This is a genomic window from Acinetobacter guillouiae (genome assembly GCF_002370525.2).
Taxonomy (GTDB): domain Bacteria; phylum Pseudomonadota; class Gammaproteobacteria; order Pseudomonadales; family Moraxellaceae; genus Acinetobacter; species Acinetobacter guillouiae.
In genome coordinates, this window is record NZ_AP014630.1 from 1,816,837 (window position 1) to 1,829,236 (window position 12,400).

Sequence of the window (12,400 nt, forward strand, 5' to 3'; positions counted from 1 at the left end):
GGATTCATGAACAGTACAACGCAATACACTAGATTGAGCAGGCAGGAAAAACACAGGGTTTTCAGCACTCAGCAAATGCACTACATTTATTTGCGCTGTATCTAAGCCTATGTCTGCTGTAATTCTCGCTTCAAATGATAAGCAAAAATACTCTACGCTTTGTGGGGTAGTGATCAGTCATATATTGTTGTTATGGTCTTTGTCTTATTTAAAAACAGATGTTCGTATTGAATCACATTCACCTGAAAATGCGATTCAAATTCGTTTTATCAGCTTGAACAAAACCGATGTTGTACAACAAAGCAGTACAAAGCTGCAGACGGCATCAGAGCAAGCTGCAACGCAATCAAAAGCACAACCTCAATCTACAGTAGCAACAGCGGTACAACATCAACAACAGGTCAAAGTGATACATAGTACTGAGTCAAAAAAGTTGAAGATGGATCAAACAACACAACAGACAACAAAAGCACAAGAAAAAAAACCAACCGATCAACAGACGGAAAGTAAATCTGAATCAAATCGTCAGTCAACGCAAACATTCACTGAAACGAAATCATCTGCGAATACTGAACAGGCTGCTTCAGGTCAGTCAAATGAGATAGCCAAACGCGCAGGCGGTGAAGCAGGCAAAGACAATAAAAAAGAACAAAACGCTGCCTCTACTTCTCAACCACAGCAACCGCTTCCCGTGAGTCGGGTCGATGTACTCAGCTTTGGCAAGCTTAATTACGATGATCGCGAATTGCAAAACCAGCAGCGCTTGTTGGTTCTCACCATCAAAATCAATCCTCAAGGGCAGCCGATAGATGTCAGAGTAAAGCAAAGCTCAGGTATTAGTAGTTTGGATGAAAGAGCTATACAAGCTGCACAAAAAGCAAAATTTAAACCACATATTGTCAATGGTGAAGCATTGGCAATCGTGGTGGATTTTCCCATTCAGCTTAAGCTTGGTCGTAATCGCTGATTGGATCATTAAACAATGAAAGGGTTTATTTAGGAGTTTTTATGAACGCATCAACAGAAAAAGTGATCAGCAGTAGTTTAATGCAACGCTTGAAACAAGAAACACTGGCAGAGCATGAACGTATGGAAATTTTAATGCAGCAATCAGGCGCGTTTGAGAGTAAAGAGAATTATGCGCAATTCACCCTGTCGCAATATTATTTTCAGAAAGATGTTGAACATCTTTATCAAGATTCACAGGTTGAACAATTGATTCCCGATTTAGATGTGCGTGGGCGTTCCGATGCAGCTTTACAAGACTTGGCTGATTTAGGTTTAACGCCTCAGCAGCAGGGTATTGCAACAGATGAAATTAGTTTTCCACAATCTTTGGGCTGGATTTATGTTTCAGAAGGTTCAACCTTAGGCGCAGCATTTTTACTCAAAGAGGCTCAGGCTAGATTTGGCTTTAATGCTGATTTTGCTGCACGTAACTTAGCAGCATATCCAGAGGGTCGTGGATTAGTGTGGAAGCGTTTCAAGCAAACCCTAGATGATGCAAATTTTAGTTTAGAGGAACAGCAATTGATTATTGAGGGGGCTATGCAAGGCTTTCATCGTTTTGGTGAACTTTTAGCACAATTAAAAACACTGAAATAAATAATTGATGATGGATAAAGGAAATCAAGCAATGAAGCAAACGGGGTCAGAGACCAATCTAAATACCAGTATTTCTATGTCGGAGCCGAGATTGGCGAAGTCATGGTTGGTTCGCTGGATCTGTATTGCACTGGCGGGGTTATGTCTGGTCTTAGGGACGATCGGTTTGGTGGTTCCTGGTTTGCCTACGTTTGATTTTTATTTTCTTGCGACGTTGTTTGCTGCAAAGGGTTCACAGCGAATGCATCAGTGGATTGTTAATAATAAAGTCATTGCTCCAATTTTACAGCAATGGCAACTCAAACGAACTTTACCTGTAAAAGTAAAACTATTTTCTTTGGCCAGTATGAGTGTGGCTGCTGGAATTTTAATTTGGACTGTGCCTCATCCATGGGCAGTAGGGACCATTGTTTTGATGATGGTTTGTGTGCAATTGTGGATGTGGTTAAAAGCATAAATGAGGATAATCTCAGGATGGAAATCTTTGAATATTATAAAAATACTGAAGAACTTAAACGCTTGCTGTTGCAAGCAAACTTAAAAGTAACCACAACACGATTAACTGTACTGAATATTTTAAGAAATGCACAACGAGAGCTGACAGCAGCCGAAATTTTGTATAGTCCAGATTTAAAAGTGAAAAAATTATCTTTTGCTGGTGTCTATCAAACCCTGAAACAGCTTGTTAAAGCAGGATTGTTGGTTAAATTTAAGCTGGGCAGTGAACAAGCATTATATTCATTCAAGGGAAGTCAAACCAATATGAGAATATATTGTAAAAAGTGTAGTCAGTTGCAACAAATTAATGATGAGGCTTTAGAGCAGCAAATTCGAGGACTTATTTTAGAACATGGTGCAAGTTCATATCATCTTGTTATAGAAAAACCCTCTTGTCCTTATTGTAGTCATTAAAATAACATGCCAAAGGGTAGATTATTTTATGATAAAAATATCCATAAATAATAAATCGGAATTTAAACTGAATGATAACCCAGATATTGAGGTTCAATGGGCATTAACTATTGATAATTTAACTTTATTTTTTAAGTATATTAAATGATCAAATAGAACATAAGGATGTACATAAACTAAAAAATAATCATATATACGGGGATTTTCTCTCAGGGTGTCTTGACATTTAAATGATAATTATTATCATTTAACAGACCATCAAAGAGTTGATCCTATTGTGAACAAAAATCCTGCATTTGTAGATCAATTGTACCGTAATCACCAATCTTGGTTGCATCAATGGCTTAGAAAAAAAGTAGGCAATAGTGAGCAAGCTGCAGATTTGGTACAAGATACGTTTATTAAAATTCTGCAAACGCGTGATGAACTTTTTGGAGTAAAAGAACCTCGTGCATATCTGGTGACCATTGCTAGAAATTTAATGATTGATCAGGTGCGCCGTAAGCGCATAGAGCAAGCCTATCTGAATGAATTAAGTCAGATGGAATATATGCTGGATACAATTCCTTCGCCAGAAGATCAACTTCAGGTTGTTCAAGCGATTGACCAGATTTGTCAGGCTTTGATACGCGTCTCTGAAAAAGCACAACAAGCTTTTGTGCTACATTATTTTGAAGGTTTAACCCATAAAGAAATTGCAGAAATCATTGGAGTTTCAACTAAGATGATTCAAAAATATCTAGCAACTTGCCTTGTGCAATGCTACGCACTGAAACAAGAGAAGGATTTGTTTGAGTAAATGATTGAAGAAGAGAAGAGTAAGCAACAATTAATCGAAGAAGCAGCGGAATGGATTGTGTTGCTGAGTACCGATGATGACTTACTCAAAAGAACAGCGCAAACAGATTTTGATGCTTGGAAAAGCAAGAGTCCACAACGCCAAAAAATTGCTCAAGATATCGAGCAATATATTACTTCGATTCAAAAACTGGTACAGAATCCACAACAACAGAAAATGACCCAATCTGTATTAAAAACAGGTTTACATAGTGCTCGCAAGCAAAAAAATATGCGCTATGGTGGAATTTTAACGGTGATATTGTGTTGTATAGGTGGCATTTATAGTTATTTTATTTATCATCCAGTGTCATATCTAACCGCTGATATTAAAAATCATGCGGGAGAATGGAAAACCCAAACCTTAGCAGACGGTTCACAACTTAAACTCAGTGGTCAGAGTGCGGTTAATCTGGACTTCTCAGCAAATCAGCGTGTTGTGGAGTTGGTTCAAGGGGAAATATTTGTAGATGTGGCCAAAGACAAAGCCCGTCCTTTTATTGTCAAAACCCAACATGGTCAAATTGAAGCATTGGGAACTGCATTTAGTGTTCAATATCAGCCAGATGCGACTGGGCTTAAAATGCTACATTCCAAAGTGAAAGTTCAGTCCTCGAAACAAGAGTTAGATCAAACCAAAGCATCTCCTGTGATTGTGACAGCAGGGCAAGAAGTTATACTTGATCGAAATGGTATACAACCTATACATACTTTTAATTTATATAATGAACAGCAGAAATGGAATCAACGGCATTTGATTGTTGAAAATATGTCTTTGTCAAAAGTGCTAAATGAGTTGAATCGAAACAGCAAAGAAAAAATTATATTTAACGCTTCTAAGTTAGAAAAAATTAAGGTCAATGCTGTATTGCCTTTAGATCATACCGAAAGTGCATTGCAATTATTAAGCAGTGTATTCCCTCAGCTAAATGTCTATCAAATCACCCCATATTTCACAGTTGTGACTTTGCAATAAATAGCATGATTTAAGCACTTGGTTTAGATCATGCTGTTTAGCTTTAAATTAAGCCTAAAATTCTAGGCTAAAAATTCATATCGTTTTTAAAAATGATTGATAAATATGACAAATAATAATTTTGTGAAAATAAAAGATAGATCATTTAAATTTATTTTGAATAAATGGTTCCACTTTTTCAATTCTGAAGCGTCATAGTAAATAGAAGCAAATATTAGGAATAAATTTAATTTAATATATTGAATGATTCTTATTTACATTTACTGGGGCGTAAAATGAGTGAACCTGTTTGCGGTCAAAAGCAACCAAAATATTCTTTCAAAGTGACATCATTGGCATTAGCGATTCATCTCGTTTGTGTGGGTGTAGCAACAACAGTCGCGACACAAAGCACTTATGCGCTCAGTACAGAAACGCAGTCATATCATATTCCAGCGGGTTCACTTGCCAGTGTTCTGAATACCTTTGCCGAGCAAGCGGGGACCTCGATTGCAATTGATGCAAATCAGCTCAAAGGTAAACGTAGCCTAGGTTTAAGCGGACAATATAATTTAGAAAATGGCTTTCAGCATATTTTAGCAGCAACCGAGTTTACTGTGGTGAAAGTTGGAAATGGCTATATATTGAAGCATGTGGATAAAGCTGAAATTAGACCCATTCCAGTACAATCTCAGTCGATGATAGCTGATCAAGAAAATGTCGTACAACTTAGCCCAATGACTGTTTTTGGCACAGTCAGTCGCGATACAAAAGGGCAGAATGATGTTTATGATCAAGATATTTCTAGCGTCTATGCCAGCAAAGAGCAAATAGAACGATATAAAGGTGCTCAGCCAGCAGACTTATTCAAGGGAATGGTCGGCGTATACAGTGGTGATGCCCGAAACAGTGGTGCTTTAGATCCAAGTATCCGTGGTGTTCAAGGGCCGGGCCGCGTTCCTGTCCTTATTGATGGGACAGAACAGGCACTCACTGTATGGCGTGGCTATAACGGTGCGAATAATCGGAGTTATATTGACCCTAATTTAATCGGTGGGCTACAAGTCATTAAGGGGCCTTCCATCACACGCAATGTAAATACAGGTGTGGGTGGTGCGGTCGTTATTCATACTCTAGCTGTAGATGATGTTTTAAAGGAAGGTAAAAATTTTGGTGGGGAGATAAAAGTAGAAACCAGCAGCAATGCAGTGAAACCTAGAGAACCACAACTATTAACTGGTCAAAGCATTTACGATAATCCAAATTATCCAGCTACAGGAACGGACTGGCAAGGCAATCCAGTGTTCGAGCCTTATTATGATCCATCCTTATTTAAAGTAGCACGACAAAATAAAGAAAATAATATTTATTCAGGCGATGATGTTGCAACACGTATTGCTTTGGCAGGACGTAGTGATAATTTTGAAGTTTTGGCTGCTTATGCTTATCGTAATAAAGGCAATCACTTTGCAGGGAAAAATGGCAGTGATTTTTATGATAAACCTGCCACAGGACGATTTAATTACGTTCCATACCTTGCCAAAGTTTACCCAGGAGGTACAGAAGTTCCCAATACATCCCTTGAAACAGAATCTTATTTGTTAAAAGCGGCGTGGAAACCCACAGATGAACAGCGTTTAGAGTTCGGTTATCGGGACAGTTCAATCATCAATGGAGAAATTTTACCTTCACGAATTGCTTGGGGTGAAGTCGTCAAAAATAAAGCAGGGGTACCACAATGGCCTTTAAGTCATATCGACTCTAAAGCCTATAATATGGAATACAAATATCAACCTCAAAACAATAATTTAGTCGATTTCTACGGCAATATTTGGCGGACTGATACTAAGAGTCATACCTATAGTTCAGGTGGATTTCCCAATGATACCAATGCAAACTTGGGTGTTTTTGTGAACAGTGCTACCGCAAACTCAGACAATACTCGCCAAGGAATGACCTTAAGTAATAAGTTTAAATTGCTGTCTAATCTGGGTTTAACTGTTGGGGGGAGTTTTCAAAAAGAAAAACTTAGTTCGGATGATATTTATAAAGACCCGAATATTAACGGAACAAATTCGGGTTATAGGATGTTACCGAGAGCAGGTCGTCGAGAAGAAAAAGAATTTAATTTTAACTTTGACTATCAACCTGTCTCATGGCTGAATTTAAACGCAGGTGCAAGATATCAAAACTATTGGGCCTTTGATGATTTTCTTAATGAACGAGTCAATGCGGGTGATCCCCAGTTTAGCCTGATTAAAAAAGCCACGGCATTAAGTATGACTTATTTTACTAAACGCCCAAATATGACACCAGAACTTGAACAGCAAACACGAGAAAGTATTGAGGCTCTTGCTTTAGCGGAAGGTTGGACTGAGGAGCGCAAGCAGGCTCGAATTTTAAGTCGAATTTATCAGAAATCTAATAAAATTGATTACAAAATGGATAACCGTGGAAAATTAACCATTGCCAATAATCCCTTTTTAAATGGGACCTTAGTACAAGGTCGGGATTATGGATATTATTCTGGTAGTGGCATTCCTAGCGGTTATGAAGATATTGATTTAACCAAAACAGGTGTGCAAAAAAGCAAAGATCATGGTTGGACACCGACAGCTTCAGCAACGGTTAATTTTAGCCCCAATAGTCGAATGTATTTACGTTATAGCGAAGCTTATAGAATGCCAAGTATGTTTGAAAGCACGATTGGGTTTTCTGGAACCTTAAGTGGTTATAAGTTACAGCCAGAGCATGCATCAAATTATGAACTTGCCTATGTTCATAATCTATCTGAGTTATTTAAAAATAGCAGTTATGCAGATATTAAGTTGGCTTATTACTATAACAAAACCAAGAATGCGATTGAACGTAGTCCAACTTTGGCATTTAGCAATGTCGATAGCCTTACCACAGAAGGATTAGAACTGCAAAGTCGCTTTGACAATGGGCGTTTCTTTACTGACTTAAGTGCCAATTATCGTTTTAAAAATAAAGTTTGTGATGAAAACTCAGCGATGCTTTTAGGGGCGAGCCACCAGTTTTTATTAAATCGTTGTGTTGATGATGGATTTGTAGGCGGATATTTAGTCAGTATGGCAACCCCAAAATATTCAGTTAATTTAACACTTGGTGGACGATTCTTTGATCAAAAACTTGAAGTCGGAACTCGTGCGAGTTATCACCATAAGTATGAAAATCCTGAAACGAAAAACTATAACGATATAGAGATGAGTTATTACGCCAATACCCCTTTGGCATGGAACTCAATGACCATTGTGGATGCTTATATCAATTATCGACTTAAACAAGACACCTTATTTGAACTGGTGGGGACTAATCTCACTGACGAATTCTATATTGATCCATTAACTCGTTCGGCAATTGCAGCACCAGGTCGAACATTTAAGCTAAGCATTACCCATAAGTTTTAAGGAACTTAGAGGTAATTAACCAAATTTATTGCACTTGGTGTGCAATAAATGTGTGGAAAATAAGACACGTACTCCTTGATTTTACACTTGAATTTAAAAATTAAAATCAGTGCAGCACATGTTTTATTTTTAATGATAATCATTAAGACTTTTATTTTTATTCTTAATGATAAAACTTTAAAACTCATATCGAGGAACTTAAAATGAAACTTCAATCTATCTCATTGGCTATTTTACTATCTGTTGGTTTAGTGGGTGTTGCACAAGCAGCTGTTGTAGGTGAATCAAGTGATATTGGTAATATTGTAGTTGGTTCTACAGGTTCACTTGGACCGACTCATCCAAACTCAGGTGTTGGTTTTGGTGTTAACACTCTTTATAACGGTGCAATTGTTGCATTCTCAGGTTTTAACGGCTATGCAGATGGCAATGGCGTTGTACGTCTAAGCCCGTACTTACCTGGGCTTCCAGCGTCTCATGCTGGGATTGGTTATGCTAACTATAAACAAGTGCCTACACAAGACGTTTGGTTTGGTGAGTGGAATGCCGAAGCCAAAGATGCCAGCGGTAAGCGTTTAGGTACGGTTGATCCAGCAACACACACTGTTTATTACAATGGTAAAGATGCGGATACCAGCGTACCGTCTACAGGTACTGCAAATTATAGTGTTCAAGGTGTCAATAATTATAATGGCTCTAATTTATTGTCAGGTACTTTTACCGCTAACTTTGCAACCAAACAGTTAACGGGTTCATTGAGCGATAGTTCACGTACCTTTAATTTGGGTACTGCAACAATTAATAACGACGCAACGATTAGTGGTTCAAATGCATCTTGGACGACTAATCCGTCAGCTGGTGCAGGGACAGTTTCAGGTCAATTCTATAATAGCCAAAGCAGCTTAGCTGGAATTGCAACATTTAACAATAATGTGCATGACGTTGCTTTTGGTGGAAAAAAATAATGATTTAAATGAGAAAGGCTTACTTCGGTAAGTCTTTCTTTTTTTATTCTATCTGGTGAGTTTATAGATGAAAAAAATAGTATTGCTTGGTGCCGTATTGCAGTGTGGACAATGTGTTTATGCAGCGGATGATACCAGTATCAGGTTAAATCAGGAAATTAGCCAACAGCAATATCAAAATGATAAGAAACTACTTAAATCAGAAGACCCTAAGAACACACAAGCATTACCGAATCTGATCATACAAGGTCAAGAATATGTGGTTAAGGATGAACCCGCAGAAGTCGCATATGCACTTTACTTGGCAGTGATGCAAAAACAATGGCAAGTGGCTTTAAGTTATCTTGAAAAATATAAAAAATTTCCAAATTATGATCAGGCTTTGACTGAGTTCGCTGAGGGCGTTATGGCACGAACACAGGGGAACTTAAGTTTAGCTGAGAGTAAACTTAAACATAGCCAAGAGATTCAATCCAATAATTTAATGACCCAACTTGAGCTGGCTCGTGTCTATACCGAACAACAAAAAAATCAGCAAGGTCAACAGTTATTTCAGCAGATTCAATCTCAACTTGCTCTGTCTACAGATCCCGCTGCCCACGGTATTGGTCAAACCGTAGAGATGTATCTCAAAGGGCTTAAACAACGAGATGAATGGCATGGTTCATTGGCGTTTGGTTCACGTTATGCCAGTAATGTTAATAATGCTTCCGATAAATACGACATCATTACGTATTATGGCATTGACCCTGAGACTAAGAAGGTCGTTCCTATTGAACAAGTAAAGCGTGGCACACCTGACGCGATCAGTGCGCAAGGTTTGGATTATGAAGCCACCTTAACTAAACGATGGTCGCTTTCTGGACAACATGGCATTGCATTGCGTGGATTATTCTATGGTCAAGTTTATCCAGAGCAGACTGATTATAATGAATTAACTTTTAATTTAAATGCGGGTTATAGTTATTACAACGAACGTAATCAAGTCTTGATTGCACCCGTATTTGAACATAAATACTATGCTCACGACCCACTCTATAGTGCCTATGGGCTAAGGGGCGAGTGGATGCGTTTTATCTCTAACGACAAAGCCGTCAAGTTAGAAGCCGAATTGAAAGATATAAATTATTCCCAGTATAAAGGCCAAGATGGCTTGGAATATTCAGTCTATTCAACCTTTTGGAAAATTTTACCGAGAAACTGGACCCTATTTGGCGGACTGGATTTTGTCGACCATAATACCCAAGAACAATATTTTACGGCTTATCAGCAACAGGGCATACGTTTAGGCCTTTCCAAAAACTTTGACTCAGGTTTTAACGCAAATTTGTTTAGTTCTTTCCGTTGGCGTCAATTTGATAAATTTACTCCGGTATTGGAGGCTAGACGACATGATTTTGAACAAAATTATACTTTGATTTTAAGTGCACCTCGTTGGGCTTTTTATGGTTTAACACCTAATCTCACTTATCAATATAATCAAAATAACAGCAATGTAGAGTGGCTATATTCTTATGATAAACATAATGTTAGTTTAAAGCTGGAGCATCGGTTTTAAAGTGTTGTAGAGGTTTTATTACTGAATTCTAATTTAGGCATTTATATAGCCAAATTGAATTTCAATAAATCTTAGTTTTAAATGGGTCTAAGATATAGAGGAAATCTGTTGATTTCCTCTATTCATTCATCATTTATTGAGCAAGAAAGCTGACAGCTTCCTCAATCAAGTCTGAAATTTCTTTTGGATGTGATGCCAAAGAAGCATGACTTGCATCTAGCGAAATCACTTTTTTTGCATTTAAGCGTGCAGACATGACTTTTTGATTTTCAGGGTGGATCATTCGGTCTTGAGTCGAGATTTGATACCAAGATGGTTTCGTTTTCCATGCTGGCGTGGAAATCGTATCGCCAAAAGTGCTTGCTACTGGCGCTTTTTGGGTGACACCCATTGCAAACCCTTCATCTTTGGTTAAATCCTGACAGAAACTTTCATGGAATTTATCTGCTTTAAGCCAGAGATAACCATCACTGTCTGGTTCTAAGTTTGGTGCAGCTTCAGGTAAATGTTGTTGAGTAATGCCACCAGGGCTTTCGTTTGAGTCAGGTGCAAAAGCAGCAATATAAACCAGACCTACGACATTCGTTTGATTGCCAACTTCAGTAATTACAGCGCCACCATATGAGTGACCAACCAGAAGCACATCTCCTTTAACTTGCGCAATCATTTTTCTTGTTCGTTCAACATCTTCAGCCAGTGAGCTAAGCGGGAGTTCTACTGCACGTAATGATTCATAACCTCGGTGAGACAGCTCAGTTACGACTTTACTCCAATGAGCAGCGCCTCCCCAAAATCCGTGTACGAATATAATTGTCGGTTTATTACTCATGTGTGTCTCCTAGCTAAATGCTATTGTATTTGTTGAGCTAAATGATTGAAGACTTTCTGTATAAAGATTGGATAGATATAGGATGTAATTTTTATACTCAAAAAAGCTTCTATAAGCGATTATTCATGTTTAAATTCACTTTAACAATAACAGAAACACCAATGTTTTTGCAGAAACACTTTTTAGGAATTGTGACAAAAAATGAGAGATGAATATGCTGAAAAAAGTGCTTTAACGGATATATTCTTTGATATTTATCAGTTTGCAAAAATATCAGGTGAGATCTATAGCCTTGCGCGATTTACAGATCAACAACAGTTAAGTTTTAAACAGGATTATGCATATATCCATATCGTTCAGCAGGCGACATGCAGACTTAAAGTTGCATGCACTAATCTAGATCTGGTTTTAAAAGCAGGGGATATTATTGTTCTACCTTCAGCTGGAGAACACACGATTGAATTGTTGGATGCTGAAAATCAAGCAGCCGCTGTGATTAGCTGTATTTTTAAACTTAGTGGAATTTATGGTGAAGCTATAATCGAGGGGTTGCCTCGCTATATCCATGTCCCATCGCACAATGATACGGATAAAATTGCAGAATGGGTGCCAATGACTGTTGCTGCGATAAAGCTTGAGCTTGAACATCCTAGCCTTGGTAGCCAAGTGATGCTTTCACGTATCATTGATCTTCTATTGGTGTGGTCAATACGGTTTTGGTTGGCAAAGGCAACCATTGAACATAAAAGCTGGATTGTCGCTTTACGTGATCCTGCGATTAGTAAAGCATTATCTTTGATGCATGATCGTCCTGCTTATGCATGGGATGTAGAAAATTTGGCTCAATCTACCCATCAATCACGTTCAAGTTTTGCTAAAAAATTTGTAGAACTGGTGGGAGTTTCACCAATTCAATATTTAAAAAATTGGCGGATGAGACTGGCAGGTCAGTTTCTAAAAGAGACAGACAAAAATATCTTTCAAATTGCTGAATTAGTAGGGTATAGCTCACAAGCAGCATTCACTCGTGCTTTTACACAAACATATGGATGCGCACCAAAAGTATTTAGAGCGTCATTGATACAAAGTGATCAATAAATACAAATGATCAAATTTAGTTTTTATGCTTTGAAACTTGCTTTAACACTGAATCGTACTCAGCCAAACTGATCTGGAACAGCAATAAAACTTGAAGATTTAGGCTAGATTTCAGATTTTTATTAAAGACTTGCTTAGATTGGTTAATGTCATAAATGTAATTCCCAAGACCGTGAATTGTATAGTTTCGGCCTCTAGAATGAAATGATA

Annotated in this window: 11 protein-coding genes; 10 read left to right on the plus strand and 1 reads right to left on the minus strand. The window is 37.9% G+C overall.

Annotated elements, in window-relative coordinates; translation table 11 throughout:
* The first annotated feature begins 109 nt into the window (after positions 1 to 109).
* From AS4_RS08255 to AS4_RS08295, 9 genes are all read left to right on the plus strand, one after another.
* Positions 110 to 967, plus strand: coding sequence for an energy transducer TonB family protein (locus AS4_RS08255; protein ID WP_096733837.1), 858 nt, complete (start codon positions 110 to 112; stop codon positions 965 to 967).
* Positions 968 to 1,008: 41 nt separating this feature from the next.
* Positions 1,009 to 1,605 (plus strand): biliverdin-producing heme oxygenase, encoded by a 597-nt coding sequence (locus tag AS4_RS08260; protein WP_004721344.1) that lies wholly within the window; start codon positions 1,009 to 1,011, stop codon positions 1,603 to 1,605.
* 31 nt (positions 1,606 to 1,636) lie between these two features.
* A complete protein-coding gene (locus tag AS4_RS08265; RefSeq protein WP_004721341.1) occupies positions 1,637 to 2,062 on the plus strand; it encodes a YbaN family protein in 426 nt (141 codons plus the stop codon).
* 17 nt (positions 2,063 to 2,079) lie between these two features.
* Positions 2,080 to 2,517: a Fur family transcriptional regulator gene (locus AS4_RS08270; protein WP_004820653.1), complete on the plus strand. Its 438-nt coding sequence runs from the start codon at positions 2,080 to 2,082 to the stop codon at positions 2,515 to 2,517.
* Between the two features lie 277 nt (positions 2,518 to 2,794).
* Positions 2,795 to 3,316 (plus strand): sigma-70 family RNA polymerase sigma factor, encoded by a 522-nt coding sequence (locus tag AS4_RS08275; RefSeq protein ID WP_004721334.1) that lies wholly within the window; start codon positions 2,795 to 2,797, stop codon positions 3,314 to 3,316.
* On the plus strand, positions 3,317 to 4,330 hold the full coding sequence (locus AS4_RS08280; protein ID WP_096733838.1) for a FecR family protein: 1,014 nt from the start codon (positions 3,317 to 3,319) through the stop codon (positions 4,328 to 4,330). It begins immediately after the preceding gene.
* Between the two features lie 275 nt (positions 4,331 to 4,605).
* Positions 4,606 to 7,740, plus strand: coding sequence for a TonB-dependent receptor (locus AS4_RS08285; protein WP_096733839.1), 3,135 nt, complete (start codon positions 4,606 to 4,608; stop codon positions 7,738 to 7,740).
* Positions 7,741 to 7,943: 203 nt separating this feature from the next.
* The gene (locus tag AS4_RS08290) at positions 7,944 to 8,705 is read left to right on the plus strand and encodes a Slam-dependent surface lipoprotein (protein ID WP_004820661.1); all 762 of its coding nucleotides are present in this window, start codon (positions 7,944 to 7,946) and stop codon (positions 8,703 to 8,705) included.
* Positions 8,706 to 8,772: 67 nt separating this feature from the next.
* Positions 8,773 to 10,263, plus strand: a complete 1,491-nt coding sequence (locus AS4_RS08295; protein ID WP_096733840.1) for a surface lipoprotein assembly modifier — start codon at positions 8,773 to 8,775, stop codon at positions 10,261 to 10,263.
* 133 nt (positions 10,264 to 10,396) lie between these two features.
* Here AS4_RS08295 and AS4_RS08300 read toward each other — a convergent pair whose 3' ends face one another.
* Positions 10,397 to 11,092, minus strand: a complete 696-nt coding sequence (locus AS4_RS08300; RefSeq protein WP_034613715.1) for an alpha/beta hydrolase — start codon at positions 11,090 to 11,092, stop codon at positions 10,397 to 10,399.
* A 201-nt stretch (positions 11,093 to 11,293) separates the two neighbouring features.
* On the opposite strand from AS4_RS08300, the gene AS4_RS08305 reads away from it, so the two are divergent.
* Positions 11,294 to 12,190 (plus strand): AraC family transcriptional regulator, encoded by an 897-nt coding sequence (locus AS4_RS08305; RefSeq protein ID WP_096733841.1) that lies wholly within the window; start codon positions 11,294 to 11,296, stop codon positions 12,188 to 12,190.
* Positions 12,191 to 12,400 lie beyond the last annotated feature (210 nt).